The organism is Terrabacter sp. Soil811 (assembly GCF_001429655.1).
In the GTDB taxonomy this organism is placed as follows: domain Bacteria; phylum Actinomycetota; class Actinomycetes; order Actinomycetales; family Dermatophilaceae; genus Terrabacter.
In genome coordinates this window covers 288,375-314,929 of record NZ_LMSX01000008.1, presented here as the reverse complement: position 1 = coordinate 314,929, position 26,555 = coordinate 288,375, and the positions used below count along the sequence as shown (strand labels likewise).

The window sequence follows — 26,555 nt, the reverse complement described above, 5'->3', positions numbered from 1 at the left end:
GGTGGGCGCACCAAGGGAAAAGATTACCGGCTGGGAGGTCCCACCTCCAAACCGAGGTCAGGCCCCGCCGGTGCTGCCCGACTCGCCGCCGGACTCGTTGCTCGCCCGCGGCGGGCCGGCCGGGGCGACCACGCGGCCCCGACGACGGCGTCCTCGGGTCGCGGGCGCCGCCGCGGCAGCCGCCTCGGGCGCCTCGGGCGCCAAGTCGTCCGTGGTGTGGTCGGAGACGGTCGTGGTGCCGGTCGTGGTGTCGGCGACGTCGGACTCGAGCTCGACGTGCGTGCCACCCTGGGTCGCCTGCTCGTCGGCGGGGTCGACGTCGTGCGCGTCGTCTCCCGACCACGGGCCGTCATCCTCGGGGAAGGCCTTCCCGCCGTGGACCTCGGCGCTCATCTCGGCGACGGCCTCGGCGGCCGCCTCCCCCGCGGGCTGGCCGGAGGCGCTCTTGAGCGCGGCCGCGTGGGCCGCTGCCGCGATCTGGGCGGCCGTGGGGCCGTTGCTCTTGGACTCCGCCTGCGGTGCCTGCTGCGACTGCTGGCTCGCCTGCTGCCCGCCGTTGCCCTGGGCGCCGCCGGGGCTCGAGGCTTGGCCGGCGCCCTGGCCGCGGCCACGACGACGGCTGGTGCCACCACCTCCGCCGTTGTCGCCCTGGCTCTGCTCGTGCGCGTGGGCGCCCTTGTCGACGGGGTCGGTGTGGATGATGAAGCCGCGGCCGTTGCAGTGGTCGCACGTCTCGGAGAAGACCTCGATGAGGCCCGACCCGACGCGCTTGCGGGTCATCTGGACGAGGCCGAGCGAGGTGACCTCGGCGACCTGGTGCTTGGTGCGGTCCCGACCGAGGCACTCGAGCAGGCGACGCACGACGAGGTCGCGGTTGCTCTCGAGGACCATGTCGATGAAGTCGATGACGATGATGCCGCCGATGTCGCGCAGCCGGAGCTGGCGCACGATCTCCTCGGCCGCCTCGATGTTGTTCTTGGTGACCGTCTCCTCGAGGTTGCCGCCCGAGCCGACGAACTTGCCGGTGTTGACGTCGACGACCGTCATCGCCTCGGTGCGGTCGATGACGAGGGAGCCGCCGCTCGGCAGCCAGACCTTGCGGTCCATCGCCTTGGAGAGCTGCTCGTCGACCCGGTGGTGCGTGAAGAGATCCTCCTCGGCGGTCCACTTCGTGACGCGGTCGGCGAGGTCGGGCGCGACGGAGGAGATGTACGGGTGGATCTCGTTCCACGCCTGGTCGCCGGCCACGACCAGCTGCTTGAAGTCCTCGTTGAAGACGTCGCGGATGACCCGGACCGTGAGGTCGGGCTCACCGTGCAGGAGCATCGGGGCCTGTCCGCCGGTGACCGACCCGGCCGCACCGTTCTTCTTCTTGCCCTTGCTCTTGCCGGCGCGGGGGGTGGACGCAGCCTCGGCCTTGGCCTGGATGTCCTCCCACGTGCGCGTCAGTCGCTCGACGTCGGCACGCAGCTCCTCCTCGCTGGCCCCCTCGGCCGCGGTGCGCACGATGACGCCGGCCGAGTCCGGCACGACGTCGCGCAGGATCTTCTTGAGGCGCGCGCGTTCGGTGTCCGGCAGCTTGCGGCTGATCCCGGTCATCGAGCTGTTGGGGACGTAGACGAGGTAGCGACCCGGCAGCGAGATCTGCGAGGTGAGGCGGGCGCCCTTGTGGCCGATCGGGTCCTTGGTGACCTGGACGAGCACCGTCTGGCCCGAGCCGAGGGCGTTCTCGATGCGCTTGGGCTGGTTGGCCTCGAGGCCGGCGGCGTCCCAGTTGACCTCACCGGCGTAGAGCACGGCGTTGCGGCCCTTGCCGATATCGACGAAGGCGGCCTCCATCGAGGGCAGGACGTTCTGCACGCGGCCGAGGTAGATGTTGCCGGCCATCGAGACGTTCGTGGCCTGGTCGATGTAGTGCTCGACGAGGACGCCGTCCTCGAGCACGCCCATCTGGGTGCGCCCCTCCTTGTTGCGCACGACCATGACCCGGTCGACGGCCTCACGGCGGGCGAGGAACTCGGCCTCGGTGATGATCGTGCGGCGACGCCCGGCCTCGCGCCCTTCGCGACGGCGCTGCTTCTTGGCCTCGAGACGGGTCGAGCCCTTGACGGCGACCGGCTCGTCGCTCTGGCTGCGCGGCTGGCGCACGCGGGTCGAGACGTTGGGGGTGTCGTCACCGGACTCCGGGGCGGAGCCGGCACGGCGGCGGCGACGGCGACGACGGCTCGAGCCGCCCTCGTCGTCGGAGTCGCCCTCGGAGTCGGCGTCGGCGTCGGACTCGGCGTCGTCCGCGCCCTCGGCGGACTCGCCGCGAGCGTCGGCCGAGCGCCGGGAGTCGCGGGAGTCGCGCTCGTCGGTCTCGGACTGCTGGTCCTGCGCGTCGTCGTCGTCGGCGGCGCGGCCCCGGCGCCCCTTGCCGCCGCGGCGGCGGCGCGAGCGACGCGGGCTGCTCTCCTCGTCGGTCTGCTCGTCGGTCTGCTCGTCGACGTCGGTCTGGTCCTCGTCGGCGACGGTGGGCTCGTCGTCCTCGACGTCGGGGGTCGGCTCCTCCGCCTCGGGCGGGGGCGTGCCACGGCGTCGACGCGTCGGCACGGCCTGGCTCGCGTCCGGGGCCTGGAAGAGCACGCTGAAGCTGGGGACGACGGCTCCCTGGCGGTCGTCGTCGGCGTCAACGCCGGAGGCAGCGTCGTCGAGGTCCTCGGACTCGTCGAGGGCGTCGACGTCGATGAGGGCGGAAAGGTCGATCGCCCCGGGGTCGGCGGCCGTGTAGGTCGCCGTGCTCGCGTCTGCGGGGCTCTCCGTGGTCGCGTCGTCACCCGAGAGCGCGCCGGCGACGAGCTCCTCGACGGCAGCGTTGGCCCGGTCGGCCTTGGTGCGCGATCCACGCTTCGTGGCCCGGGCGGCTCGCGGTGCCCTCTCGGCCCTGGGGGCCTTCTCGGCCGGCGCGGCCTCGGCGGACTCCTCGGAGACCTCGGAGACCTCGGCGACCGGGCTCGGCCCGTCGGTGTCGGGGGCCGGCTCGATCGGCGCGGCGACCGTCGCCTTCTTGCGCGTCGCGCGCTTGCGGGCCGGACGCTTGGTCTCAGGGACGGCCTCAGCCGGGGCGTCGCCGACGGAGACTCCCTCGGGTGCTGCGGCGACCGCGGGCTCGTCGGTGGAGGCCTCAGCGGTCGGGTCGGCCGGAGCTTCGGCCGGAGCCTCGGCGGAGGGCACGATCGTCGTGGCCTTCTTCGTGGTGCGACGCGTGGCGCGGCGACGCGGCGCCGGCGCGTCCGTGCTCTGCTCGTTGCCCTGCTCGGAGGGGAACAGCGTGGCTTCGTCGCCGGTGGTGGTGTCGTTGGGTGCCATCAGGCAGCCTCCCGTCAGGTGCGGTGTGACCCACACGCGGCCGGGGCCGTCGACACCGCACGAGTGCGGTTGCAGTCGTCGCGCCGCGTCTGCGACGGGACGGAAGTCGTCTCGCTACACCCGAAAACGGTTCGCGCTGGGCGCGGCCCCGTGATCGAATGCCGTCGGCGTCCTGGTCGGCAACCATTTCGTCGTCATGACCTGGCAGGTCATTCCAGCGGGTCGGTCACCCGCACGTTTGCGGTGTCGAGCGGTCCCTGCGCCAGTCGCGTCACCAGTGGGGGGCGCGGAGGCTGCAGGTCGGCGATCTCACGCAGCGCGGTCAGAATGTCGTCGGGGCGTACAGCCGGTGTGGTGTGCCGTACGACCATGCGCAGTATCGCACAGTCGGTCCCGACTTCGTGAGTCGTGACCGTGTCGCCGAGCGCGTCGCCCGGGCTCAGGACGCGTGCGGCCACGATCGCGCCGCGCACGTCGAAGGTGCGCGGACCGGACTTCGTCAGCCGGGTCACCTCGGCCGTGTCGCGCTCCATGAGAGCCTCGACGGCAGCCTCGAGGACCTCGAGCGGCACCCCGGCGAACTCGAGCAGCCAGTCGCTCGCCTCGAGACGGTCGGCGAGCGCCCCGGGGGTGGCCTCGACGACCTGGAGGATGTCGATCCCCTCGGGCAGGGCCTCGTCGAGCGCGGCGCGGACCGACTCGGGCTCGACGCGCTGGGTCACCGAGATCTCGAAGTACTCCGCCTCGCTGCCGGTGCCGGTGGCCGCGGCGTTGGCGTAGCTGATCTTCGGGTGCGGGTGGAAGCCGGCCGAGAACGCCATCGGCACGTCCGCCCGGCGCAGCGCGCGCTCGAGCGCGCGCTGGAAGTCGCGGCTCGAGGTGAACCGCAGCCGGCCCCGCTTCGTGTAGCGGATCCGGAGCTTCTGGACCGCGGGGTCCGGAGCCGGACCCTCGGGGACGCGCTGACGTGCCTGACGAGCCATGCCGGAAGGCTACCGGCGTCGGGTCGTCGCCCCGAACGTCCTCACCCCGGACCGGCTCACTCGGTCGGGAACCCCCGCTGCTCGTCGGCGCGTCGCTGCCGCTCCAGCGTGTCGGCCTCGTCGAGGCGGGTCGCCTCGGCGAGCGTCGGCGCGGTGCCGCCCATGCTCGCGGGGAGGAACTTGAGGTCGGGGCCCGTCAGGGGCTCGTAGGCCGCCCGGGCGACCGCGAGCAGGTCGGCCATGACGGCCTTGTACTGCTCGGTCACGGCCACGGGGTCGGCATCGGGCGCGACGGCGATCGGCTCCCCGACGTTGATGAGGATCGGGACGTTGGTGCGGCCGAGCCGCTTCGGGTGGCCCTTGGTCCAGACCCGCTGCGAGCCCCAGATCACGACGGGCAGGATCGGGACACCGGCCTCGACCGCCATCCGGGCCGCACCGGTCTTGAACTCCTTGAGCTCGAACGAGCGCGAGATCGTCGCCTCCGGGAAGACGCCGACGATCTCTCCGGCGCGGAGCGCGTCGACGGCGGTGGCGTACGACGCCGCTCCCGCGGTCCGGTCCACCGGGATGTGCTTCATGCCGCGCATCAGCGGACCGCTGACGGCGTGCGAGAAGACACCGTCCTTGGCCATGAACCGCACGAGGCGGTCGGACTTCTGGGCGGCGAGCCCGGCGTAGGCGAAATCCATGTAGCCGGTGTGGTTGATCGTCATCACCGCTCCCCCGGTGCGCGGGACGTTGTCGTCGCCGAGGACGGTGAACTTCAGCCCCTGCATCGCGAACACCCCGCGGGCGAAACCGATGACGGACGAGTAGACGGGCTCCATGGGGACACTCTGCCCTGCGCCGCTCCGCTTCGGCACGCCGATGGGCCGATCGCCCCTGCCGACGAACACGGGATGACCGTGATCGCGAGCGCGGCCGTGACGCACGCCACGCCGGTCGCGACTCTTGACGTGCCGACCCGCTGCGGTGGCGCGCGGACCGACGGACGGCATACGCGCGTGGTCCGACCGTGCCGGTCGGCCGGGGGAAAGCCGGTCGAGGGCACCCCGGCGCGCATGGAAGGATTGGGCGCATGACTGACACACCTGCACCCACGACCTCGCGGATCCCCGAGCGACCCACGCTCGACGGGCTCGAGGAGAAGTGGATGCAGGTATGGGCCGACGAGGGCACCTACGCCTTCGACCGCGAGAAGGCCCTCGCGCTCCCCCGCGACCAGGTCTTCGCCATCGACACCCCGCCGCCCACGGCGAGCGGCAGCCTGCACGTCGGCCACGTCTTCAGCTACACCCACACCGACTGCATGGCCCGCTACAAGCGGATGCAGGGCCTCGAGGTCTTCTACCCCATCGGCTGGGACGACAACGGCCTGCCGACCGAGCGCCGGGTCCAGAACTACTACGGCGTGCGCGGCGACGCGAGCCTGCCCTACGAGGAGGGCTTCATGCCGCCCTTCGAGGAGGGCGTCGACGCCAAGGGCAAGGCCATCAAGCCCGCCGACCAGCGCCCGATCAGCCGCAAGAACTTCATCGAGCTGTGTGACGTCCTCACCGTCAAGGACGAGGTGACCTTCGAGTCGCTCTTCCGTCGCCTCGGCTTCAGCCTCGACTGGGACATCTCCTACCGCACCATCGACGAGCGCTCGCGCGCCGTGGCGCAGCAGGCCTTCCTGCACAACCTCGAGCGCGGCGAGGCCTACCAGAGCGAGGCCCCGGGCCTCTGGGACGTGACGTTCCAGACCGCCGTGGCGCAGGCCGAGCTCGAGGCGCGCGACTACCCCGGCGCGTACCACCGGGTCGCCTTCCACCGGGACGGCGGCGAGCCGGTCTTCATCGAGACGACCCGACCCGAGCTCATCCCGTCGGTCGTGGCCCTCATCGCGCACCCCGACGACGAGCGCTACCAGTCGCTCTTCGGCACGACGGTCACCTCGCCGCTCTTCGGCGTCGAGGTGCCGGTGGTCGCGCACCGCGCCGCCGAGATGGACAAGGGCGCCGGCATCGCCATGTGCTGCACCTTCGGCGACCTCACCGACGTCATGTGGTGGCGCGAGCTGCAGCTGCCGATCCGGTCGCTCATCACCCGCAACGGCCGCCTCCAGGCCGAGACGCCCGAGTGGCTCGCCGGCGGCCCGGGCGAGGCCCTCTACGCCGAGTCGCTCGCGACGAAGACGACGTTCAGCGCCCGCGAGGCCGTCGTGGCCGCGCTGCGCGAGTCCGGCGACCTCGACGGCGAGCCGCAGAAGACCCAGCGCAAGGCGAACTTCTACGAGAAGGGCGACAAGCCGCTCGAGATCGTCACCTCGCGCCAGTGGTACATCCGCAACGGCGGCCGCGAGGAGGCGCTGCGCTCCAAGCTCGTCGGCATGGGTGACGAGGTCGACTTCCACCCCGCCTTCATGCGCTCGCGCTACAAGAACTGGGTCGAGGGCCTCAACGGCGACTGGCTCATCTCGCGCCAGCGCTTCTTCGGCGTGCCGTTCCCGGTCTGGTACCCCGTCGACGTCGCGGGTGAGGTCGACCACGACCACCCGCTGACACCGCCCGCCTCGGCGCTTCCCGTCGACCCGCAGATCGACGTGCCCGAGGGCTACGAGGAGTCCCAGCGCGGCCAGGCGGGTGGCTTCGTCGCCGACCCCGACATCATGGACACGTGGGCCACGTCGTCGCTGACGCCGCAGATCGCCGCCGGCTGGCCGGTCCGCGAGGGCGCCGCCGACGGCGACCGGCTCGGGTCGGACGAGGCGCTCTTCGCGAGCATCTTCCCCTACGACCTGCGTCCCCAGGGGCACGACATCATCCGCACCTGGCTCTTCGCCACGGTGACGCGCTCGTACTTCGAGCACGGCGTGGCGCCGTGGAGGCACGCCGCGATCAGCGGCTGGATCCTCGACCCCGACCGCAAGAAGATGAGCAAGTCCAAGGGCAACGCCGAGACGCCCGAGGACGTCGTCAAGGCCAACGGCGCCGACGCGGTGCGCTACTGGGCGGCCTCGGGTCGCCTCGGCACCGACGCCGCCTACGACACCGGCCAGATGAAGGTCGGGCGCCGGCTCGCCATCAAGGTGCTCAACGCGAGCAAGTTCGCCCTCGGCTTCGGTGACGTCGACGGCGACCTTCGTGCCGCCGTGACCCACCCCCTCGACCTCTCGATGCTCGCGGCCCTCGCCGACGTCGTCGACAAGGCGACCCAGGGTTTCGAGGGCTGGGACTACACCCGCTCGCTCGAGGCCACGGAGACCTTCTTCTGGACGTTCTGCGACGACTACCTCGAGCTCGTCAAGGACCGCGCCTACGGCGGTCAGGGCGACGAGGCCGCCGCGAGCGCCCGTGCCGCGCTGCGCCTCGCCCTCGAGACGCTGCTGCGCCTGCTCGCACCGTTCCTCCCCTACGCCACGGCCGAGGTCTGGTCGTGGTTCGGCGAGGGCTCCGTGCACCGCCAGTCCTGGCCGACCCGTGACGAGCTGCCCTCCGGTGGCGAGCCCGCGCTCCTCGCATCGGTGGGGTCGGCGCTGGCGGGCGTGCGCAAGGTCAAGTCGGAGGCCAAGGTCGGCATGCGCGCCGAGGTGCGCACCATGACCCTCGTCGCCCCCGCCGCCTCGGTCGCCCACGTGCGGGCGGCCGAGTCCGACCTGCGGGCCAGCGGCCGCATCAGCGAGCTGGCGTATGCCGAGGGCGAGGTCGTCGAGGTGCGTGACGCCGAGCTCGTCCCTGTCGAGAAGAAGCCCGCCCAGGGCTGACCCACCGAGCGACCCGTCGGTCGTCTGCCGCCCGGACCTATCGGGACGGCAACGATCGGCCGGCTCGGCGACCGTCGACGAGCCCGCTGGCATAGGGTCACTCGCATGTCGAGGCGGGGGGCTCAGGTCACCATCGTGGGTGGCGCCGTCGTCATGGCCGCTCTGGTCGTGGCCGCGCTGGGCCAACCCGTGCCGTTGCTGTCCCGCCCGCTCGACGCGCAGACGTTCACGCCGCTGCCGACCCTGACGTCCCTGCCTCCCTCCGCGACGCCGCCCCGGCCGACGTCGACGTCGACGTCGACGCCCTTCGACCCGTCTCCCGTGCTCGTCGCCCTCGTCCAGATCGTGCTCGTGCTGGCAGCCCTCGTGGTGCTCGTCGTCCTCGCGCAGCTGGTCCGGTCGCTGCTGCGCCGGCGCCCGCACCTCGAGCTGCACGAGGAGCCCGACTTCGCGATCCCGCTCGTGCCCACCGAGCTCCTCGAGGAGGCGCGGGACCGGCTGCGGGACCTGGAGAGCGGCGAGCCCCGCAACGCCATCGTCGCGGCCTGGCTCGGACTCGAGACCTCCACCGCCGCGACCGGACTGCCGCGACTGACCGCCGAGACGTCGACGGAGTACACCGAGCGCGTCATCGGCGTGTGGCCGGTCGACTCCGCCCGGCTGGGCGACCTCGCCGCCCTCTACCGCGAGGCGCGCTTCTCGGTCCACGACCTCGGCGAGAGCCACCGTGACCGGGCGATCGCCGACCTCCGGGTCCTCATCGCCGACCTCGAGCAGGTGGCTTCGCGGCAGGCTGCCGAGCGTGGCGCGTCGGCGGCCGCGCGGGAGGAGTCGTCGTGAGCAGCCAGCCGGACGGCATACCTCCTCGGACCCGGCGCGAGGCGCGCGAGGCGCGCGAGGCGCGCGAGCGGGCAGCGGCGTCGGCCGGACGGCCACTCCCCCGCGGCGCGGTCCGCCGGGCGCCCTCGCGGACCCGGGAGATCGCCCTGGCGCTGCGCCCGTGGCGTCGTCGACTCGTCGGCCTGTTCCTGACGTGGGTGGTCCTGGCGGCACTCACGGCGGGGCTCGGTCTCGCACCGGACGTGCCCGTGCTCCTCGTGATCCTGCTCGCCGCCGCGCTGCTCGTCTGGCACCTCATCGACCACACCGCGCCGCAGCACCTGACGGTCTGGCCCCTCGTCGACGGCGACCTCGGCGGGCACTCGCGCGGCAACGACTTCCGCGTCACCAACCTGGCGGGACGGCTCGAGGCGGCCAACACCCGCCGCGAGGGGCGCGAGAGCGTCGTGCACGACCTGCACCTGCAGCTGCAGGTGCTCATCCGCGAACGGCTCTACGCCCGGCACGGCATCGTCGCCGAGGAGGAGCCGAAGTGGGCCCAGGGTGTGACGCCACCCGAGCTGTGGGACCTGCTCGTCGGCCTGCCCCCAGCCGACCTGTACCGTCCCCAGCGCCTCGACCCCATCCTCCGACGAATCGAGCAGTGGTAGCGCATGACCGAGATGAACCTGACCCGGGTCAGTGAGCTGAGCGGTGCCGTCCTCGACGAGGTCGACCGGGCGGTCGTCGGCAAGCGCGAGTCGCTGCGGCTCGTCCTGTCCGGCATCCTCGCCGGCGGGCACGTCCTCATGGAGGACTTCCCCGGCCTCGGCAAGACGCTGGCGGCACGCAGCTTCGCCCAGACCCTGGGGCTCGACTTCAAGCGGGCCCAGTTCACGCCCGACCTGCTGCCCGGAGACATCACCGGCTCGTTCATCTACGACCAGCGGTCGGGCGAGTTCGAGTTCCGCGCGGGGCCCCTCTTCGCCGGACTGCTCCTCGCCGACGAGATCAACCGGACGCCGCCGAAGACCCAGGCGGCGCTCCTCGAGGCGATGCAGGAGAAGCAGGTGACGGTCGAGGGCCGCACCTTCCAGCTGCCCCGCCCCTTCCACGTCCTCGCGACCGCGAATCCCGTTGAGTACGAAGGGACCTACCCGCTCCCGGAGGCGCAGCTCGACCGCTTCCTCATGCGCATCTCGTTCGGCTACCCGACCCTCGACGAGGAGTGGGAGATCCTCTCGAACCGGATGGCCCGCCAGCGCGAGGAGCAGGAGCTGCGCCGCATCGTCGACGCGGAGCAGCTGCTCGCCATGCAGGCGGCCATCGAGGCGACGGCCGTCGACGAGTCGGTCGGGCGCTACTGCGTCGCACTGACCGCAGCCAGCCGCACCCACGCCGACGTCCTCATGGGCGCCTCTCCCCGTGGCGCGCTCGGCCTGCTCCTGTGCGCCCGGGCGTATGCCGTCGTCGACGGTCGCGACTACGTGACCCCCGAGGACGTCAAGGCCGTGGCCGTGCCGGTCCTCGCGCACCGCATCACCGTCAAGCCCGAGCTGTGGATGAGCAACGCGTCGGGGCGCAGCATCGTCGAGAGCCTCCTTCGGACGGTCGCGACCCCGTCGGCCCGGGAGCACCTGGCACCGGGACCGGTCGCCGACTCGTCAGCGGGCCCGGCGGCTGGCGGCTGAGAGCCGTGCAGCCCTGGCGCCCCCACCGGACAGCCACGCGCCGACTCGGCGGGTGGGAGCCGACCGCTGCCCACCAGCGGGCGATCCTCCTCGCCGCCGGCGGCGCGATCGTCGCCGTCGTCGGTCGCCGGGCCGACCTGCTCGTCATCGTGGCGCCGCTCGTCGTCGCTGCGCTGTGGGGCCACCTCGCGCGGCCACGCACCGAGGTGACCGCGACGGCGCGACTCGGCGACTCGACGCTGCGCGAGGGGTCGGCGACCGGGGTCTACGTGACCACCGAGCCGGCCCTGCACGACGTCCACGGCGTCGTCACCCTGGCCCAGGCCCCGTGGGTCGAGCGCAAGCCGTCGAGCGGGATCGCCGAGCTCGAGGACGGGGCCGCGACGCTCGGGCTGCGGTCCACGCGCTGGGGACGACGTCGCGTCGGCACCGTCAGCGTCGCGCTCGTCAGCACGTGGGGAGCCTTCCGCGCCGGCCCCGTCGACCTGCCCGACCTCGACTCCGCCACCCTCCCCGTGCCGGCTTCCTTCGACGCGAGCGCCCCGACACCGCACCCCCGCGGCATCGTCGGGCTGAACCGGTCGAACCGGCCCGGGTCCGGCTCGGAGTTCAACACCATCCGCCGCTTCCACCCGGGTGACCGGCTGCGGCGGATCCACTGGCCCGTCTCGATGCGGACGGGGGCCCTGCACGTCACGTCGACGTTCACCGACGAGGACGCCCACGTCTTCCTGCTCGTCGACTGCTTCAGCGACGTCGGCCCTCGCGAGGGCATCGACGGACGCCCGACGAGCCTCGACGTCACGGTGCGGGCCGCCGGCGCGATCAGCGAGCACTTCCTCCGGAGCAACGACCGGCTGACCCTGCGCACCGTCGGCGCGGCCGAGGTCCCGACCCTCGGCGTCGGCTCCGGCACGAACCACCTCCGGCGCGTGCTCGACACGCTCGCCGCGATCTCGCCGGCCACCGAGCGACGCGACACCGGCGAGCACGCGATCCGCGGCGTCGACCCCAACGCCCTGTGCCTCGTCCTCTCACCGCTCATCGACCCGACGATGGTGACGCTGGCCCACACGCTGGCGGCGCGCGGCATGACCGTCGTCGTCGTCGACACGTTCCCCGACCACCTCGTCGCCGACCCGTCGAGCGTCTACCAGGCGTTGGCCTGGCGGATCCGGCTGCTGTCGCGCGACGCCGAGGTGCACAACCTCCGGCTGCGCGGTGTCCCGGTCGTGCCCTGGCGGGGCGCCGGCTCCCTCGACCAGGTCCTCCGCGACATCGCGCGCCGGGCGTCGGCACCACGGATGGCGAGGCGGTGACCGTGCGCGCGCCTGCTGAGGACCCGCTGCCCGAGGACCGGCTGCGGTCGACGCGTCCGCCGTCGGTGGCCCGCCGCGTCCGGCTGCGCCGGACCGTGCGGTTCGGCGCCGGACCCGAGTGGTCGCTGAGCCAGCTCGGCGCGACCGGCGCGGCGATGGGCGGTGTCGCCGTCTACCTCGCGAGCCTCTCCCTCGCGGTCGGCGGGTTCGACTCCCTCTGGTGGGCGCTCGTGCTGCTGCCGCTGGTCACGATGGCCTGGGCCGGCTCGGCGGCTCCTGCCGTCTACTGGACCCTGCTGCTCTACGGGTGGTTCACGCTGACCCCGGCGGGGAGCTTCTCGTGGTGGTCGCTGCCGGCCGCCGCCGGCTGCGTCGTCGGCCATGCGGCGACCGCGCTCTCCGCGTCGTCACCACCGGCCGGGTCGTTCACGGCCGCCACCAGCCGTCGCTGGGTACGCCACACGGCCCTCGCCTTCGCGGCGGCCGTGCCCGTCGCCATCCTCGCGGGGCTGCTCGCCGGACGTTCGCCGGGACTCGTCCCGGCGGCATACGTCATCGGGCTCGGCGGGGTGGCCGCCGGCCTGTGGTTCGTGCGCACGAGCCCGCCAGTCGAGCGGGTCTGAGCCGTTCCGTCCGTCGGGGCGGGACGGCCGGCCAGGTCGACGCACCGAAGGCTCGACACGTGGTTTGCCAACAGGCCCGTCCCGATCTACTCTTTGATGAAACGAAACAGTTTCGTTTCATCGGGGTGGGACCGGGGTGAGCATGAGCACGACCAGCGCGAGCACGACGGACGCCGCACACGCGAGCCGTCCGCGTGTCGCCGGCGACCGCGAGGTCGAGATCCTCGAGGCCGCGATCGACGTCCTGCGCGAGAGCGGCTACGACCGGCTCACGTTCGACGCCGTAGCCACGGCCGCACGAGCGTCCAAGGCGACGCTCTACCGACGCTGGCCGCACAAGCGCGACCTCGTCATCGACGCCGTCGGGCTCTTCATCGACTGCCCCGCCGAGCAGGACCCCCACACCGGGAGCCTGCGCGGCGACCTGCTCGCCCAGGCCTGCGCCGACGGAGGCCTCGACGACGAGGTCGTCATCGGCACGTGGGGGGCGCTGCTCCCCGTCATCCACCGCGAGCCAGAGCTGGCGCGCGGCATCCACGAGCGGTTCCTGGCCCCGAAGATCGAGGCCACCCGCACCATCTTCGAGCACGCCCGAGAGCGCGGTGAGGTCGGCGCCGACGCCGACCTCGACACCCTGCTGATGATCCTCCCGTCCCTGTCGATCCATGAGGCACTGCTCTCCGGACGTCGACCCGGGCCGGACCGCATCGCCGAGTTCGTGGACAGCGTCGTCCTCCCGGCCTGCGCCGCCACCCTCGCGCCCGCGCCCAGCACTCGCTGAGCCGGCCTGCGTCGGGGCGACCCACCACCACACCTGCATGCCTTCGAGAGGAACACCCATGTCTTCGACCACGGTCGATCAGGTGGACGAGCCCCAGAGCGACTTCACCTCCCACGACACCCCGCCGAAGCGCCTCGGCCTGGCGCTCTTCGTCATCTGCGCCGCCCAGCTCATGATCGTGCTCGACGGCACCATCGTGAACATCGCGCTGCCCCACATCGAGACCGACCTCGGCTTCAGCCAGGCGAACCTCCAGTGGGTCATCACCATCTACACGCTCGCCTTCGGTGGCGTGCTGCTGCTCGGCGGTCGCCTCGGTGACCTCTACGGCCGGCGTCGGCTCTTCTTCTGGGGCATCGTGCTGTTCACGCTGGCCTCGCTCGTCGCCGGCGTGGCCCAGAACGAGGCGATGATGCTCGCCGCCCGCGCCGTCCAGGGCCTCGGTGGCGCCCTCGCCGCCCCCAACGCGCTGGCGCTCATCACGACGACCTTCCCGGCCGGCAAGGAGCGCAACCGCGCCATGGGCGTCTTCGCCGCCATGTCCGGTGCCGGCGCCGCCATCGGCCTCATCCTCGGCGGTGCGCTGACCGAGATCGACTGGCGCTGGAACTTCTTCATCAACCTGCCGATCGGCATCGTCGTCGCGATCCTCGCCCTCCGCATCCTCACCGAGTCCGAGGACGGCGGCGGCACGCTCGACATCCCCGGCGCCATCACCTCGATCGCCGGCCTCTCCTCGCTCGTCTACGGCCTGACCCACGCCGCGAGCACCTCGTGGAGTGACGCCACGACGATCACCTACCTCGCCATCGGTGTCGTCCTGCTCGTCGCCTTCGTCGTCATCGAGACGCGGGTCAAGCACCCGCTCCTGCCGATGCGCATCCCCGGCGACCGGACCCGCGGCACGTCCTACTTCGTCATGCTCATCGTCGGCGCCGGCATGTTCGCGATGTTCTACTTCCTCGGCATCTACATCCAGACGATCCTCGGCTACTCGCCGCTCAAGACGGGCCTCGCGTTCCTGCCCTTCTCGGTCGGCATCGTCGTGGCCGCGCAGCTCGCGTCGTTCCTCATCGCCAAGGTCGACCCGCGCTGGATCTCCGGCGCGGGCGCGGGCTTCGCTGCGCTCGGCATGTGGGGCTTCACCCACCTGACGCCGCAGAGCACGTATGCCGCCGACCTGCTGCCGTGGATAGTCGTCCTCGCCTTCGGCCTGGGCCTGATCTTCGTGCCGCTCACCCTGACGGCCGTCCACGGCGTCGCGCACGAGGACTCCTCGGTGGCCTCGGCCGTGCTCAACACGATGCAGCAGGTCGGCGGCACGCTCGGCCTCGCGACGCTGAGCACGATCTTCGTCAACAACATGGGCGACAAGGTCGCCGAGCTGACCGCGAAGCTGCCGCAGGGTGGCCCGGCTCCCTCCAAGGAGCAGCTGGCCGCGGCCCAGAAGATGATCGCCGACGAGGCGTTCACCTACGGCGCCAGCCGCGCCTACCTCGTCGCGGCGATCATGATCGCCGTCGCGGGCGTCGTCACCCTCGTCGCGCTCCACGTGCGACACGAGGAGCTCGCGACCGACGGCGCGGCCCCGGCCCACATGGGCTGACCTGCTCGACCCATCGAGAGGCCATCGAGAGGCCATCGAGAGGCCATCGACAGGCCACCGAGAGGCCACCGTTCATGCGAACGGTGGCCTCTCGCCGTGTCAGGGGTGGGGATCGGCCCAGACGGCGGCCCAGGGCACGTCCCAGCCGGCGATGGCGAGACGGCGCTCGACGAAGGCGTGCTCCGGGAGGTCGACGACGCGCCCGACCGACGGCTCGTAGACGTCGAGCTCCTGCTCCCCCGTCGGCGGCAGGACGAGCACGACGTGCCGCGGCGCCCAGGCGTTGCCGACGTAGAGGAGCGCTGGACGGCCGGGACGCACCCGGGCGCGGAGGGCGGCATACGTGTGCCGGAGCCCGACGCGTCCGCGCTGGCGGAACCACGCGAGGTCGTAGTCGGCCTCGGGATCGGCGGCGCCGTACTCGAGCTCGTTCAGCGCGCCCCACGGGGGCGTGCCGAGCGCCCGCGGCCACGGCAGCTGCAGCCGGCGCCCCGCGCCGACCACGGCATTGGTGCGGGACGCGACGACCTGCTCGTAGGCGGCGAAGCGCTGGGCCTCGGTGCCACCGTCCGGCACGTCCCCGTCACGCGCATCCTTGCGTATGCCGTCCCGGATCCACTGCGCGAACATCGGGTTGGCGAGCATGCGGGCGACGGTCAACGAGGCCGACCCGCACGTCGTGCTCGTCTGCTGCACGGGCGCGTGGTCCCCGGCCACGAGCCGGAAGGGAGCGACCACGGGTCAGCCTCCGTTCACGCGGACGCGGCGCGGGCGGTCATGAGGGTCAGGCAGATTCCTTGCGCGGACGCTTGGCCCGCGGCTCGGCCTCGCGACGCACGATCGTCGGGTTGACGTTGTCGAGCACGACCTCGCGGGTCACGACGACCTTGGCGATCTCGTCGTCGCTCGGCACGTCGAACATCACGGGGAGGAGGACCTCCTCCATGATGGCGCGCAGTCCGCGAGCACCCGTGCCGCGCAGCAGCGCCTGGTCGGCGACCGAGGCGATGGCGTCGTCAGTGAACTCGAGGTCGACGCCGTCGATCTCGAACATCTTCTGGTACTGCTTGACGAGCGCGTTGCGCGGCACCGTGAGGATGTTGACGAGGGCCTGCTGGTCGAGCGGCGCCAGCGTCGTCAGGACGGGCAGGCGGCCGATGAACTCGGGGATGAGACCGAACTTCAGCAGGTCCTCGGGCATGACGTCCTGGAAGCTGTCGCCGAGGTCCTTGGGGTTGTGCAGCGGCTGGCCGAAGCCGAGGCCCTTGCGACCCGAGCGCGACTCGATGATCTTCTCGAGGCCGGCGAAGGCGCCGCCGACGATGAAGAGCACGTTGGTCGTGTCGATCTGGATGAACTCCTGGTGCGGGTGCTTGCGCCCGCCCTGCGGGGGCACGGACGCGGTCGTGCCCTCGAGGATCTTGAGCAGGGCCTGCTGGACACCTTCGCCGGACACGTCGCGCGTGATCGACGGGTTCTCGCTCTTGCGGGCGATCTTGTCGACCTCGTCGATGTAGATGATGCCCGTCTCGGCCTTCTTGACGTCGTAGTCGGCGGCCTGGATGAGCTTGAGGAGGATGTTCTCGACGTCCTCGCCGACGTAGCCGGCCTCGGTCAGCGCCGTCGCGTCGGCGATGGCGAACGGGACGTTGAGCATCTTGGCCAGCGTCTGCGCGAGGTACGTCTTGCCCGAGCCCGTGGGGCCGATGAGCAGGATGTTCGACTTCGCGATGTCGATGTGGTCGTCGTCGCGCTTGACGCCCTCACCGGCCTGGATGCGCTTGTAGTGGTTGTAGACGGCGACGGCGAGCGACTTCTTGGCGACGTCCTGGCCGATGACGTAGTTCTCGAGGAAGTCGAAGATCTCGCGCGGCTTCGGCAGGTGGTCGAGTCCCAGCTCGCTGCTCTCGGCGAGCTCCTCCTCGATGATCTCGTTGCAGAGGTCGATGCACTCGTCGCAGATGTACACACCGGGACCGGCGATGAGCTTCTTGACCTGCTTCTGGCTCTTCCCGCAGAAAGAGCACTTGAGGAGGTCTCCGCCTTCTCCGATGCGTGCCACCGATTCGCTCCTGGTTCGTCGGCGCCGAACGCTGGGGTGCACCCGGCAGGCCCCAACCTAGGGGCCGACTCCTATTAGACGACGAGGTGGCCCCCTCCCGCTCGCGCAACGCCGCTTGTCCGCTGATGGCGGACAAACGACGAGGCTGTCACTTGAACGGCGTTCCATTCGAATCGCGCTGTGGCGCATCGTCGCTGCCATCGGTCCGGCCACGCCGCCGACGGGTGAGGAGCCCGAGACCGATCGCCAGCGCGAGACCCCCGAACGTCACGACGAGCAGCCCCACGAGCGCGATGACGAGCATCGTCGTCAGCGACATCCCTCCGCCTCCCACGTCGACAGCCGCAGCACCGGGGAGCACGGCGCCGTCCGCAGCCGGCGCCCGGGCCGGACCGGCGGCAGCCATGAGGGCTCCGGCAGCATCGGTGCCGGTGGCGACGACGTCCTGGCAGCCGGTGGCCGTGAGCTCGCCGCCGGACTCGACGAGGGCGAGGACGTAGCTCCCGCCCGAGCTCACGAGGTCGGGACTCTCGGTCAAGGCCCGGACGTGCGTGGTCTGCGGCGCACTGCCCCGGTGCACCGCGCTGACCGCAATGGTCCAGGCGACCGGACGCGGGTTGTGGTCACCACCCGGGTCGTCCACCGCGGTGACGCGCCCGGTGAGCACGACGTCCGAGTCGGCGACCACCTGGGCGGGCTCGCGGCCCGCGCACGAGGCGAGCGCGGACGAGGGGGTCGCCACCAGCCCGACGACCACGAGACCGACGAGCGCGACCAGGCGCACGGCATACGTCCTCATGACGCGCAGCGTAGGGCGCGAGCTCCCGACGTGCCGCCTCGCCGGTCGCGCCGTGGCTGGATCGTTGCGGTCAAGCGGACGCTCCGACCGCAAACATCCCGCCACGGCGGGACCCACGCTCATGCCGGCTCCCGCAGGTCCTCCGACGTGCTCGGGAAGTGCCGCCGCCACTCGTCGTCGACCGGCGGGACCGGCATGCCACGGCCCCGCATCGCCGCGCGAATCCTGGACAGGGTCGCTGCCGGTGTGCGGTGGAGGTCCTTGGCGATGACGACGACGATGCGCCAGTCGTTGCCGTCGAGCCACTCGCGCCGGTCGCGGTCGGAGCCCCACTGCGTCTGCGAGTCCACGTGCTGCCACCCGTCGTACTCGATGACGAGGCCGTCGTCCGGATAGCTGAGGTCGAGACGGAACCGCACCTCACCGTGGGGCCAGTGGATCTTGTGGTTGACCACGGGTTCGGGCAGGCCCGACAGCACCATGAGCATGCGAAGGCGCGACTCCATGGCCGAGTCGACATCGGCGCGCACCAACCGTGCAGCCTTGCGAGCCAGCCGCCCACCCGTCCCTCGATGGGCGGTCGCTGCCTCGACGAGCAGGTCGACCGTCACTCGCTTCCGCCGCACGAGCGAGTCGCCGAGCACGACCAGGTCGACGAGGCTGAGCACAGCGGCGAGGTCGAGGAACGTCTGGACCGGGGTCGTGACGGGTAGGCCACGCCACCTCGTCGCCCGCTTCGGGCGGCCGCACCGATGGGTGCGGATGCCCTCGACCTGCGGACGGCGAGTAGGACAGGTCAGGTGCACGAAGCCGTCGTCCGGAACGACCGCTCCCCACAGGCGCGCTGCGCTGTGGTGCGCGTCCGGCGCGACGAGGAGGGCTCCCCTCGCCAGCAGGAGCGGCGTGAGCTCGGCCTCTCGGTCGACGTAGACGTCGTGGAAGAGCCGTCGAAACCGTGACGTGCGCAAGTGCCAGTCGGTGACGCCAGGAGGCCGCTGACCTCGGCGGAAGGGCTGTGCAGTCGGCATGCCCGATCGTTGCGCGGTCCGGACGGCGTTCGCAGAAGTCGTCCACAGGCCTCCAGACCCCAGCCGTGGTGGGATGATCGCGGCCGCAGCGCCCGGTCCGCCGCAGAGATCCAGCCACGGCGGGACGAGGGCGGGTCAGGCGGACGTGAGGTCGCGGACGATCGCGACGTACTGCTCCTGCGCCGCCTCCGGGGCCGTGCCCGAGAGCTTGGCCCACGCGTCGTACTTCGCGCGCCCGACCGGGTTGGTGAAGCCGGGACGCGACCCGCTCACGTCGCCGGCCGTCGCCTGCTTGAAGAGGCCGTAGAGCCGCAGCTTGACCTCGTTGCCGGGGTCGGTCGTCAGGCCCTTGACCGACTCGACAGCCTGCTCGAACTCCGCACTCGCCATGACCGGACCTCCACGCTCGACACCAGGTTCACCGCCCATCCAAGCAGGTACGCCGAGGGCCGGGTCCCAGCGGAACCCGGCCCAGCGGCACACGTGCTCGTGACGAGCGGGAGGTCAGTCCTCGAGCGAGGCCTTGCGCGAGGCGAGGACCTCGTCGATGAGGCCGTAGGTCTTGGCGTCCTCGGACGACAGGATCTTGTCGCGCTCGATGTCGCTGCGGACCTGCTCGGACGTGCGCCCCGTGTGGTGCGCGAGGGTGTCCTCGAGCCACGTCCGCATGCGCAGCACCTCGTTGGCCTGGATCTCGATGTCCGAGGCCTGGCCGTAGTCGCCGCCCGAGAGCGCCGGCTGGTGGATGAGGATGCGGGCGTTCGGCAGGGCGAAGCGCTTGCCCGGTGCACCGGCGCCGAGGAGCACGGCGGCGGCCGAGGCGGCCTGTCCGATGACGAACGTCTGGATGTCGGGCCGGACGAACTGCATCGTGTCGTAGATGGCCGTCATGGCCGTGAACGAGCCACCCGGGCTGTTGATGTACATGAGGATGTCGCGGTCGGGATCGAGCGACTCCAGCACGAGCAGCTGGGCGATGATGTCGTCGGCCGACGCGTCGTCGACCTGCACGCCGAGGAAGATGATGCGGTCCTCGAAGAGCTTGTTGTAGGGGTCGGACCGCTTCATGCCGTAGGAGGTGCGCTCCTCGAACTGCGGCAGGATGTAGCGGCTCGAGGGCTGGGCCACCGCGAGGCGGTTGGTGGGTTCGATGTTCATGCGTGTCTCCAAGTCCTGGTCAGGCCGCGGTCAGTTCTCGGCCTTGGCGTCGGCCTGGCCGACACCCTTGCCCTCGACCGCCTGGTCGGAGCGGCTGAACACGTGGTCGACGAAGCCGTACTCCTTGGCCTCCTCCGCGCTGAACCAGCGGTCGCGGTCGGAGTCCTTCTCGATCTGCTCGACGGTCTGCCCGGTGTGCTCGGCGATGAGCTGCGCCATCTGCTTCTTGACGTAGAGCATCTGCTCGGCCTGGATCTTGATGTCGGTGGCGGTGCCGCCGATGCCGCCCGAGGGCTGGTGCATCATGACGCGGGCGTGGGGCGTGGCATAGCGCTTGCCCTGCGTGCCGGCCGACAGCAGGAACTGGCCCATCGAGGCGGCCATGCCCATCGCGACGGTGGCGACGTCGTTGGGGATCCAGTTCATCGTGTCGAAGATGGCCATGCCGGCGGAGATCGAGCCGCCGGGGCTGTTGATGTAGAGCCAGATGTCCTTCTCAGGGTCCTCGGCCGAGAGCAGCAGCAGCTGCGCGGCGATGGCGTTCGCGTTGTCGTCGCGCACGTCGGACCCGAGGAAGATGATCCGCTCCTTGAGCAGGCGGTTGTAGATGTGGTCGTCCAGACCACCCGGCATGCCGTTGCCGTTGGCGGAGGTCTCCGAAATCACCGTGTCTCCATCGTCGAAGTGGTCCAGCCTCTCGCCACGGGATGTGGCGCCTGGCTGGCTCGTCACTGACCCTAACGCCCGACCCCTCGGCCAGATTTCCCGAATCGCGCCGTGTTCGCCGTGAGCGCACAAACCTGAGCGGGAGGGGCGCAACCACACGCACGGACCCCACCGGTCGTATGCCGTCCGGCGGGGTCGGTGGGTCGAGCGCGGTCAGTCGGTCAGGCCGTTGTCCTGGCCCGAGTCGCCGAGGTCGGAGGCGTCGCTCTCGGTGCCGGTCTGCTCGGACGCGTCGTCGAAGGAGCCGTTGCCGCCGGCCTGGTCGAGCGAGCGGTCCCGCGGCTCGTCGACGGCGTTGCTGCCGTCGAGGTTGCCGCGGTCGGCGTCGTCGCCCTGGCCCTGCGGCGCGGGCCCGTCGCTGCCGTCGTCGTGCCCGGGGACGTTGGTGCCGTCGGCGTCGGTGCTGTTGATGTCGGTGTCCGCCATGCCTGCGGCCGACTCGTCGGTGCTGCTCATCTCTGGCTCCCTCGTCGAGGTGCGTGCCGCCGGACGGCGACCGTAGGCCACGTACCCGGGCCACCGGGTGGACAACCGCGGGGACACCAGCGGGGCCACCCCGTAGGTGGGACCCGGACACGGCGTGAGGCCGGCTCCCGAGCGGGAGCCGGCCTCACGGCGTTCGTGGTGGTGACGGTCAGGCGTCGGCCTTCTCGGCCTTCGCCTCGTCGGTGCCCTCGGCGGCGTCGACAGCCTCGTCCTCGTCGCCCTCGGTGCCGGGAACGGCCTCGTTGAGGTCGATGACGTTGCCGGCGGTGTCCTTGACGGAGACCTTCTCGAGGACCGTGGCGAGCGCCTTGCGGCGGGCGACCTCGGCGACCATGGCGGGGATCTGACCCTCCTGGTCGAGCGACTGGGCGAACTGGTTGGGGTCCATGCCGTACTGCTGCGAGCTCATGACGAGGAACTCGATGAGCTCCTGCTGCTCGACCTTGACCTCTTCCTTCTCGGCGATGGCGTCGAGGACGAGCTGGGTCTTGAGGCCCTTGCGGGTGCTCTCGCCGACCTCGGCACGGTGCTCGTCGTCCTCGAGGCGACCCTCGCCCTCGAGGTGGCTGTGCACCTCGGCCTCGACGATGCTCTCGGGGATCGGGACCTCGATCTTCTCGAGGATGGCCTCGAGGAGCTGGTCGCGGGCCGCGACGCCCTGGGCGAACTTGGCGTCGACCTCGGCCTTGGCCGTGAGGTCGGCCTTGAGCTCGTCGAGCGTGTCGAACTCCGAGGCCAGCTGGGCGAACTCGTCGTCGAGCTCGGGCAGCTCGCGCTCCTTGACCGCGGTGACGGTCACGGTGCAGCTGGCGTCCTGGCCCTCCTGGTCGCCACCGGCGAGGGGGGCGGTGAACTGCTTGGTCTCGTCGGCCGTCATGCCGACGAGCGCCTCGTCGAGGCCCTCGAGCATGTTCTTGCTGCCGACCTCGTAGGAGACACCGGTGACCTCGTCGATCTGCTCGCCGTCGATCTCGGCGGACAGGTCGATGGAGACGAAGTCGCCGTCCTGGACGGCACGGTCGACGCCCTTGAGCGTGCCGAAGCGGGCACGGAGGTCGGTGAGGCGCTGCTCGACGGCCTCGTCCTCGACCTTGGCCTCGTCGACGGTCAGCTCGATGTCGCTGAAGTCGGGCAGGTCGATCTCGGGACGCTTGTCGACCTCGGCCGTGAAGACGAAGTCCTCGCCGTCGGTCGCGGGCACCTGGAGGTCGGTGATCTCGGGCTGGCCGAGCGGACGGACCTCGTTCTCCTCGAGGGCCTGGCCGTAGAACGTCGGAAGGGCGTTGTTGACGGCCTCCTCGAGGACGGCCGCACGGCCGACGCGCTGCTCGATGATGCGGGCCGGCACCTTGCCCTTGCGGAAGCCGGGCACCTGGATGTGCTCACCGATGTGCTTGATGGCCGCGTCGAGGCTCGGCTTGAGCTCCTCGAACGGGACCTCGACGGTCATCTTGACCCGGGTCGGGCTGAGGGTCTCGAGCGCACTCTTCACTGCGGGGTACTCCATAGGGGCTGGTGCCGACGTGGTCGTCGACGGTGAACGGACGGGCCAGCGCACCATGCTATAGGCCGCGCGGCGGATGGCTAAATGCGCGGATCGTCCGCCGGGCCCCCGCGCCTATGCTCGGGAGCCATGAGCACCCCTCCCGGCCCCTTCGCCTCCCCCGAGAGCGCCGCCCTGCGCCCGATCCAGATGGTGTCGGTCGCGGTCGGCATGGGAGCCCTGATGCTCAGTGCCGTGCGGATCCTCGTCGACCCGTCGGCGCCCCTGCCGTCACCGTGGGCCGTCGGCATCGTGCTTGCCACGCTCGTCGGGTCGGCCACCCTGATCCGCTACGTCGGGTATGCCGTTCCGGCGCTCCCGCACGGCCTGCCGCGCGAGAACGCGGAGACGACGAGCCTGCGCTACTTCACGTCGACGACGACCCTGCGCACCGCGCTGGCCGAGGCCCCCGTGCTCGTGGCGTTCGCGTGCTCGTTCGTCTTCACCCCGCACTCGTGGCTGACCCTGCTCATCGCGCTGCCGGGCGGGCTCGCGCTCTTCTGGGTGCACGGGTGGCCGTCGCCGCGCACGGCTGCCGCCGTCGAGGCCGGTCTCGAGGCCGACGGCGCCGAGAGCTGGCTCAGCGAGGCGCTCGGCTTCCGCTGAGCCCGAACTGACGTATGCCGTGTGGCGCGGGCTGAGGGACCGGCGCAGTCAGTCGACGGTCCCGCCGCTGCGCCAGTAGAACCCGTCGGCCCGGTCGAGGAAGCCCTCCTCGACGAGGTAGCGGCGCAGGGCCGCGACGTCGGGGTGGAAGGCGCGCAGGCGGTTGTTGACCTGGCTCTCGTCGTAGCGCTCGCCCGGCTCGAACTCCTGCGACAGCAGGTCGAGGACGACGAGGCGCTTGCGGATCTTCGTGGGGATGCTCGTCAGGGTGCCGTCGGCGGCGAGGAACGAGCGGAGGACGGCGTCGCGGTCGCGGAGGGCGTCCTGCAGGTCTGGGCGGAACACGCGACCCACGCTAGGAAGCGGGGCGTGCCGACGCCAAGGGAGTTTTGGAGCGGGCGACGAGAATCGAACTCGCGTGATCAGTTTGGAAGACTGAGGCTCTACCATTGAGCTACGCCCGCGGGGCACCGGTCTTGCCGGCGATCCGAGGCGTCAGCCTACTGGTTCGCGCCCGATCCACAGAAATCGACCCGCCCGCGCCGCGTGGGAAGAGGTCGGTTCGCCCGCCGGTTGTCGGCTACGATTCCGACGCCACGGGGTGTGGCGCAGCTTGGTAGCGCATTGCGTTTGGGACGCAAGGGCCGCAGGTTCAAATCCTGTCACCCCGACTTCGCGAAGCGGGGAAGGAAGCCGACGCAGTCGGCCCTCCTTCCCCGCTTCGCTGCGTCGGGGAGACAGGATGCCGGGAGGCCGAGCAGGCGCGGCGAGGAACGAGCCGCGGCAGCGAGGCCGGCGTCCTGTCACCCCGAGAGGCGGCGACGCGGCTCGGTCCGAAGGTCGTGGAGATCATCCGGCACCAGGCGCCGAAGGAACTCCTCGACCTGCCCGGCTGACGGTCGCGCGGCTAGGGCAAGAGGTCCAGGCGCAGCTCGTTGATCGTCCGCCCGGCCGCGATCCCCTTGGCCTCGAAGCCGTCCCGTGGCCGCCACTGCGGCCGGTCGATGCTATGGGCCTCGAAGCGCGGGTGTGCCGCGACCTCGGCGAGCGCGTGCTCGGCGTAGAAGTCCTGGTCGGTGGCGATGAGCACGTGGCCGCGCGGCTTGAGCACGCGCGCGAGCAGGTCGAGGTTGGCGGGGCTGACGAAGCGCCGCTTCGTGTGCTTCTGCTTGCGCCACGGGTCGGGGAAGAAGAGGTGGACGGCGTCGAACGTGGCATCGGTGACCCGCTCCTCGAGGAAGAGCACGGCGTCGCCGATCTCGACACGCAGGTTGGGCACCCCCGCCTCGTCGGCATCGGCGAGCAGCCGGGCGAGTCCCGGGGTGTGGACGTCCATGGCGAGGATGTCGCGCTCGGGGAACGCGGCGGCATACGCGATCGCGGCGTGGCCGTGGCCGCAGCCGATCTCGAGCACGACGGGGGCGGTGCGCCCGAACGCGGCAGCGGGCTCGAAGGGCCCGTCTGGCACGGAGCGCGCGGGCGCGAGCCGCTCGACGCGGTCCTTGGTCAGGGACGACAGCCGGCCCCGGCGCACGAAGGTGCGGACGCGCGCGGGCGCGACGCCGGGCGGCAGGTCGGGCACGACGTGCTCCTTGCGCCGGTCGGGGCCGGCCTCGCGGGTCGGCGTCGTCGCTTCGGTGGGGTGCTCGCTCACGCAGGCATCGTAGTGACGGGCCGCGTCCACCCGAAGTTCGCGGCGGCACGCCTGCTCCGAGGAGGCCCGCGGGGCTACGGTGACAGGTGCACGGGGGCCACGAGACGGTCCTCGACGACGGAAAGGCTAGTCATGGGCGTCTTCGACAACATGAAGGACAAGGTCAGCGGGCTCGTCGACCAGCACGGCGACCAGGTGGGCGACGGCGTCGACAAGGCCGGCGACCTCGTCGACGAGAAGACGGGCGGCCAGTACGCCGACAAGGTCGACCAGGGTCAGGACGGCCTGAAGAACGCGCTCGACGGCCTCGACGGCCAGGACGACGACATCAACTGATCGTCACGGCGCCGCGCGCCGGGACGCGAGAGGCGGTGACCCGGCCGGGTCACCGCCTTCGTCGTGCACCGACCGGGCCCCCGGAGGGTCGCGACCCGTCAGGTGCGCCAGATCGTCACGACGGCGCGGTCGTCGCCGAGACCGGCCGCGGCCTGGTCGCAGAGCCGCTGGGCGAGCCCCTCGAAGCCGGTGCGGATGAACGACTCGGCGCGGCCGAGCATGCGGTCGATGCCGTCGACGAGGGCCTTGTCGCGGGCCTCGATGACCCCGTCGCTGTAGAGCACGAGGGCGTCGCCGCGACGGATCGTGCCGGTCTCGCGGGGGTACTCGGCGTGGTCGATGACGCCGAGCAGCGGCCCGCGACCACCGGAGAGCATCCGCCAGCGGCCCGACCCGGCCGCGAACTGCGCGGCGGCGGGGTGGCCGGCGTAGCCGATGGTGAAGTTGCCGGTCTCGAGGTTGACGGCGACGTGCACGGCCGTCGCGAAGCCCTCGGGCCAGCGCAGTCGCAGCAGGTGGTTGTTGGCGGACTGGAGGAAGCCCCGCTCGCTCATCTCGCCGAGCAGGCCCCCCAGCGCGCCGGAGAGGAGCAGCGACCGGGCCCCGACCTCGCGACCCTTGCCGGAGACGTCGACGAGGGCGATCTCGAGGGTGCAGCCGTCGGTGGAGCGACTCGCGACGACGAAGTCGCCGGCGAAGCTGTCGCCGTACGCCGACTCGAGCGCGACCTCGGCCCCCCACTGCGCGGGCAGCGGCGGCAGCTCGCCCTGGGCGCGGAGCCGGTCGCGCATGTCGACGAGCATCGACTCACCCGTGACCCCGACGACGCCGACCTGGGCCCTGGCGTGCGAGAGCCAGATCATGAGCAGCATCGTGACGACGGTGACGATCTGCGCCCCCGTGGTGGTCGGCTTCACCGGACCGAGGTAGGCCCCGAGGATCGCCATGGCTAGGAAGAGGCCGATGTAGACGACGAGCAGGTAGCGCGGCTCGAGGAACAGGCCGGCGGCCACGACGATGAGGCCGTAGACGCCCCAAGGGACCACCGTCGGCCACACGAAGACGGCCGCCGTTGCGAGGATGCTGAGGAGCAGGAACGCCGTGACGACGACCCAGGGGGCACGGCTGAGCCACGGGCCCAGGAGTCGGAGTCGTCGCATCGGTCCGGCAGAGTAGCGCGGGCGTCGAGAGACGGAGCTCTCGTTGTGGGCCACGTGCCTCCCTTGCGGCGATGAAGGG

Annotated in this window: 25 protein-coding genes and 2 tRNA genes; 11 read left to right on the top strand and 16 right to left on the bottom strand. The window is 71.5% G+C overall.

Annotation, left to right across the window (positions count from 1 at the left end; translation table 11 throughout):
• Window positions 1–57 precede the first annotated feature (57 nt).
• The 3 genes from ASH01_RS11970 to ASH01_RS11960 all read right to left on the bottom strand — a co-directional run bounded on the left by ASH01_RS11970 (window position 58) and on the right by ASH01_RS11960 (window position 5,161).
• Window positions 58–3,348 (bottom strand): Rne/Rng family ribonuclease, encoded by a 3,291-nt coding sequence (locus ASH01_RS11970; RefSeq protein WP_056777625.1) that lies wholly within the window; start codon window positions 3,346–3,348, stop codon window positions 58–60.
• 209 nt (window positions 3,349–3,557) lie between these two features.
• Entirely contained in the window at window positions 3,558–4,331 is a 774-nt protein-coding gene (locus ASH01_RS11965; protein WP_056775975.1) for a TIGR03936 family radical SAM-associated protein, read from the bottom strand.
• A gap of 56 nt (window positions 4,332–4,387) precedes the next feature.
• Window positions 4,388–5,161, bottom strand: coding sequence for a lysophospholipid acyltransferase family protein (locus ASH01_RS11960; RefSeq protein WP_056775973.1), 774 nt, complete (start codon window positions 5,159–5,161; stop codon window positions 4,388–4,390).
• 251 nt (window positions 5,162–5,412) lie between these two features.
• Here ASH01_RS11960 and valS point away from each other — a divergent pair, with 251 nt between their 5' ends.
• The 8 genes from valS (at window position 5,413) to ASH01_RS11920 (ending at window position 14,918) form a co-directional block, all read left to right on the top strand.
• Window positions 5,413–8,079 (top strand): valine--tRNA ligase, encoded by a 2,667-nt coding sequence (gene valS, locus ASH01_RS11955; RefSeq protein ID WP_056775971.1) that lies wholly within the window; start codon window positions 5,413–5,415, stop codon window positions 8,077–8,079.
• A gap of 105 nt (window positions 8,080–8,184) precedes the next feature.
• Window positions 8,185–8,919 (top strand): DUF4129 domain-containing protein, encoded by a 735-nt coding sequence (locus ASH01_RS11950; RefSeq protein WP_056775966.1) that lies wholly within the window; start codon window positions 8,185–8,187, stop codon window positions 8,917–8,919.
• Window positions 8,916–9,569 (top strand): hypothetical protein, encoded by a 654-nt coding sequence (locus ASH01_RS11945; protein ID WP_056775960.1) that lies wholly within the window; start codon window positions 8,916–8,918, stop codon window positions 9,567–9,569. Before ASH01_RS11950 ends, ASH01_RS11945 begins: the two co-directional genes overlap by 4 nt.
• Window positions 9,570–9,572: 3 nt before the next feature.
• Window positions 9,573–10,589 (top strand): AAA family ATPase, encoded by a 1,017-nt coding sequence (locus ASH01_RS11940; RefSeq protein ID WP_056775958.1) that lies wholly within the window; start codon window positions 9,573–9,575, stop codon window positions 10,587–10,589.
• A 5-nt stretch (window positions 10,590–10,594) separates the two neighbouring features.
• Window positions 10,595–11,908 (top strand): DUF58 domain-containing protein, encoded by a 1,314-nt coding sequence (locus tag ASH01_RS11935; protein WP_056775951.1) that lies wholly within the window; start codon window positions 10,595–10,597, stop codon window positions 11,906–11,908.
• A gap of 2 nt (window positions 11,909–11,910) precedes the next feature.
• Window positions 11,911–12,531 carry a hypothetical protein gene (locus tag ASH01_RS11930; protein WP_235509601.1) on the top strand — a complete coding sequence of 207 codons (621 nt, stop codon included), beginning with the start codon at window positions 11,911–11,913 and terminating at the stop codon, window positions 12,529–12,531.
• A 142-nt stretch (window positions 12,532–12,673) separates the two neighbouring features.
• The gene (locus tag ASH01_RS11925; RefSeq protein WP_235508768.1) at window positions 12,674–13,312 is read left to right on the top strand and encodes a TetR/AcrR family transcriptional regulator; all 639 of its coding nucleotides are present in this window, start codon (window positions 12,674–12,676) and stop codon (window positions 13,310–13,312) included.
• A 58-nt stretch (window positions 13,313–13,370) separates the two neighbouring features.
• The gene (locus ASH01_RS11920) at window positions 13,371–14,918 is read left to right on the top strand and encodes a DHA2 family efflux MFS transporter permease subunit (protein WP_056775947.1); all 1,548 of its coding nucleotides are present in this window, start codon (window positions 13,371–13,373) and stop codon (window positions 14,916–14,918) included.
• A gap of 99 nt (window positions 14,919–15,017) precedes the next feature.
• Here the strand turns inward: ASH01_RS11920 and ASH01_RS11915 are convergent, their stop codons facing one another.
• The 9 genes from ASH01_RS11915 to tig all read right to left on the bottom strand — a co-directional run bounded on the left by ASH01_RS11915 (window position 15,018) and on the right by tig (window position 22,669).
• Window positions 15,018–15,656 carry a hypothetical protein gene (locus ASH01_RS11915; protein WP_056775942.1) on the bottom strand — a complete coding sequence of 213 codons (639 nt, stop codon included), beginning with the start codon at window positions 15,654–15,656 and terminating at the stop codon, window positions 15,018–15,020.
• Between the two features lie 46 nt (window positions 15,657–15,702).
• Window positions 15,703–16,980, bottom strand: a complete 1,278-nt coding sequence (gene clpX, locus ASH01_RS11910) for an ATP-dependent Clp protease ATP-binding subunit ClpX (RefSeq protein ID WP_020144518.1) — start codon at window positions 16,978–16,980, stop codon at window positions 15,703–15,705.
• 148 nt (window positions 16,981–17,128) lie between these two features.
• Window positions 17,129–17,779: a hypothetical protein gene (locus ASH01_RS11905; RefSeq protein ID WP_156415550.1), complete on the bottom strand. Its 651-nt coding sequence runs from the start codon at window positions 17,777–17,779 to the stop codon at window positions 17,129–17,131.
• Between the two features lie 119 nt (window positions 17,780–17,898).
• Window positions 17,899–18,807 carry an endonuclease domain-containing protein gene (locus ASH01_RS11900; RefSeq protein WP_235509600.1) on the bottom strand — a complete coding sequence of 303 codons (909 nt, stop codon included), beginning with the start codon at window positions 18,805–18,807 and terminating at the stop codon, window positions 17,899–17,901.
• Window positions 18,808–18,942: 135 nt separating this feature from the next.
• Window positions 18,943–19,197 carry an acyl-CoA-binding protein gene (locus ASH01_RS11895; protein WP_056775935.1) on the bottom strand — a complete coding sequence of 85 codons (255 nt, stop codon included), beginning with the start codon at window positions 19,195–19,197 and terminating at the stop codon, window positions 18,943–18,945.
• A 114-nt stretch (window positions 19,198–19,311) separates the two neighbouring features.
• On the bottom strand, window positions 19,312–19,965 hold the full coding sequence (locus tag ASH01_RS11890; protein ID WP_056759361.1) for an ATP-dependent Clp protease proteolytic subunit: 654 nt from the start codon (window positions 19,963–19,965) through the stop codon (window positions 19,312–19,314).
• 30 nt (window positions 19,966–19,995) lie between these two features.
• Window positions 19,996–20,598 carry an ATP-dependent Clp protease proteolytic subunit gene (locus ASH01_RS11885; RefSeq protein WP_056777619.1) on the bottom strand — a complete coding sequence of 201 codons (603 nt, stop codon included), beginning with the start codon at window positions 20,596–20,598 and terminating at the stop codon, window positions 19,996–19,998.
• Between the two features lie 246 nt (window positions 20,599–20,844).
• On the bottom strand, window positions 20,845–21,147 hold the full coding sequence (locus tag ASH01_RS11880; RefSeq protein WP_056775934.1) for a hypothetical protein: 303 nt from the start codon (window positions 21,145–21,147) through the stop codon (window positions 20,845–20,847).
• A 178-nt stretch (window positions 21,148–21,325) separates the two neighbouring features.
• Window positions 21,326–22,669: a trigger factor gene (gene tig, locus ASH01_RS11875; protein WP_056775932.1), complete on the bottom strand. Its 1,344-nt coding sequence runs from the start codon at window positions 22,667–22,669 to the stop codon at window positions 21,326–21,328.
• Window positions 22,670–22,810: 141 nt separating this feature from the next.
• On the opposite strand from tig, the gene ASH01_RS11870 reads away from it, so the two are divergent.
• Window positions 22,811–23,326: a hypothetical protein gene (locus ASH01_RS11870; protein ID WP_056775930.1), complete on the top strand. Its 516-nt coding sequence runs from the start codon at window positions 22,811–22,813 to the stop codon at window positions 23,324–23,326.
• 48 nt (window positions 23,327–23,374) lie between these two features.
• On the opposite strand, the gene ASH01_RS11865 is transcribed toward ASH01_RS11870, so the two are convergent.
• Together ASH01_RS11865 and ASH01_RS11860 are read right to left on the bottom strand one after the other, a co-directional pair.
• A complete protein-coding gene (locus ASH01_RS11865) occupies window positions 23,375–23,671 on the bottom strand; it encodes a DUF2087 domain-containing protein (RefSeq protein ID WP_056775929.1) in 297 nt (98 codons plus the stop codon).
• A 45-nt stretch (window positions 23,672–23,716) separates the two neighbouring features.
• Window positions 23,717–23,790: transfer RNA gene (locus tag ASH01_RS11860), tRNA-Gly, on the bottom strand.
• Between the two features lie 133 nt (window positions 23,791–23,923).
• On the opposite strand from ASH01_RS11860, the gene ASH01_RS11855 reads away from it, so the two are divergent.
• A tRNA-Pro gene (locus ASH01_RS11855) sits at window positions 23,924–23,997 on the top strand.
• Between the two features lie 236 nt (window positions 23,998–24,233).
• Here ASH01_RS11855 and trmB read toward each other — a convergent pair.
• Window positions 24,234–24,980, bottom strand: a complete 747-nt coding sequence (trmB, locus tag ASH01_RS11850) for a tRNA (guanosine(46)-N7)-methyltransferase TrmB (RefSeq protein WP_082619779.1) — start codon at window positions 24,978–24,980, stop codon at window positions 24,234–24,236.
• A gap of 132 nt (window positions 24,981–25,112) precedes the next feature.
• On the opposite strand from trmB, the gene ASH01_RS11845 reads away from it, so the two are divergent.
• Window positions 25,113–25,316, top strand: a complete 204-nt coding sequence (locus ASH01_RS11845) for an antitoxin (protein ID WP_056775927.1) — start codon at window positions 25,113–25,115, stop codon at window positions 25,314–25,316.
• 98 nt (window positions 25,317–25,414) lie between these two features.
• Here ASH01_RS11845 and ASH01_RS11840 read toward each other — a convergent pair whose 3' ends face one another.
• On the bottom strand, window positions 25,415–26,476 hold the full coding sequence (locus ASH01_RS11840; protein ID WP_235508766.1) for a PP2C family protein-serine/threonine phosphatase: 1,062 nt from the start codon (window positions 26,474–26,476) through the stop codon (window positions 25,415–25,417).
• Between the last annotated feature and the right edge of the window lie 79 nt (window positions 26,477–26,555).

What these genes read in the sequence shown, in the direction of transcription:
- ASH01_RS11900 (WP_235509600.1), bottom strand. Translation starts at nt 18,807, where the DNA reads ATGCCGACTGCACAGCCCTTCCGCCGAGGTCAGCGGCCTCCTGGCGTC.
- ASH01_RS11965 (WP_056775975.1), bottom strand. Translation starts at nt 4,331, where the DNA reads ATGGCTCGTCAGGCACGTCAGCGCGTCCCCGAGGGTCCGGCTCCGGAC.
- ASH01_RS11895 (WP_056775935.1), bottom strand. Translation starts at nt 19,197, where the DNA reads ATGGCGAGTGCGGAGTTCGAGCAGGCTGTCGAGTCGGTCAAGGGCCTG.
- ASH01_RS11870 (WP_056775930.1), top strand. Translation starts at nt 22,811, where the DNA reads ATGAGCACCCCTCCCGGCCCCTTCGCCTCCCCCGAGAGCGCCGCCCTG.
- ASH01_RS11950 (WP_056775966.1), top strand. Translation starts at nt 8,185, where the DNA reads ATGTCGAGGCGGGGGGCTCAGGTCACCATCGTGGGTGGCGCCGTCGTC.
- valS (WP_056775971.1), top strand. Translation starts at nt 5,413, where the DNA reads ATGACTGACACACCTGCACCCACGACCTCGCGGATCCCCGAGCGACCC.
- ASH01_RS11880 (WP_056775934.1), bottom strand. Translation starts at nt 21,147, where the DNA reads ATGAGCAGCACCGACGAGTCGGCCGCAGGCATGGCGGACACCGACATC.
- ASH01_RS11940 (WP_056775958.1), top strand. Translation starts at nt 9,573, where the DNA reads ATGACCGAGATGAACCTGACCCGGGTCAGTGAGCTGAGCGGTGCCGTC.
- ASH01_RS11905 (WP_156415550.1), bottom strand. Translation starts at nt 17,779, where the DNA reads ATGAGGACGTATGCCGTGCGCCTGGTCGCGCTCGTCGGTCTCGTGGTC.
- ASH01_RS11925 (WP_235508768.1), top strand. Translation starts at nt 12,674, where the DNA reads ATGAGCACGACCAGCGCGAGCACGACGGACGCCGCACACGCGAGCCGT.
- ASH01_RS11885 (WP_056777619.1), bottom strand. Translation starts at nt 20,598, where the DNA reads ATGCCGGGTGGTCTGGACGACCACATCTACAACCGCCTGCTCAAGGAG.
- ASH01_RS11845 (WP_056775927.1), top strand. Translation starts at nt 25,113, where the DNA reads ATGGGCGTCTTCGACAACATGAAGGACAAGGTCAGCGGGCTCGTCGAC.
- ASH01_RS11960 (WP_056775973.1), bottom strand. Translation starts at nt 5,161, where the DNA reads ATGGAGCCCGTCTACTCGTCCGTCATCGGTTTCGCCCGCGGGGTGTTC.
- ASH01_RS11920 (WP_056775947.1), top strand. Translation starts at nt 13,371, where the DNA reads ATGTCTTCGACCACGGTCGATCAGGTGGACGAGCCCCAGAGCGACTTC.
- ASH01_RS11840 (WP_235508766.1), bottom strand. Translation starts at nt 26,476, where the DNA reads ATGCGACGACTCCGACTCCTGGGCCCGTGGCTCAGCCGTGCCCCCTGG.
- ASH01_RS11890 (WP_056759361.1), bottom strand. Translation starts at nt 19,965, where the DNA reads ATGAACATCGAACCCACCAACCGCCTCGCGGTGGCCCAGCCCTCGAGC.
- ASH01_RS11970 (WP_056777625.1), bottom strand. Translation starts at nt 3,348, where the DNA reads ATGGCACCCAACGACACCACCACCGGCGACGAAGCCACGCTGTTCCCC.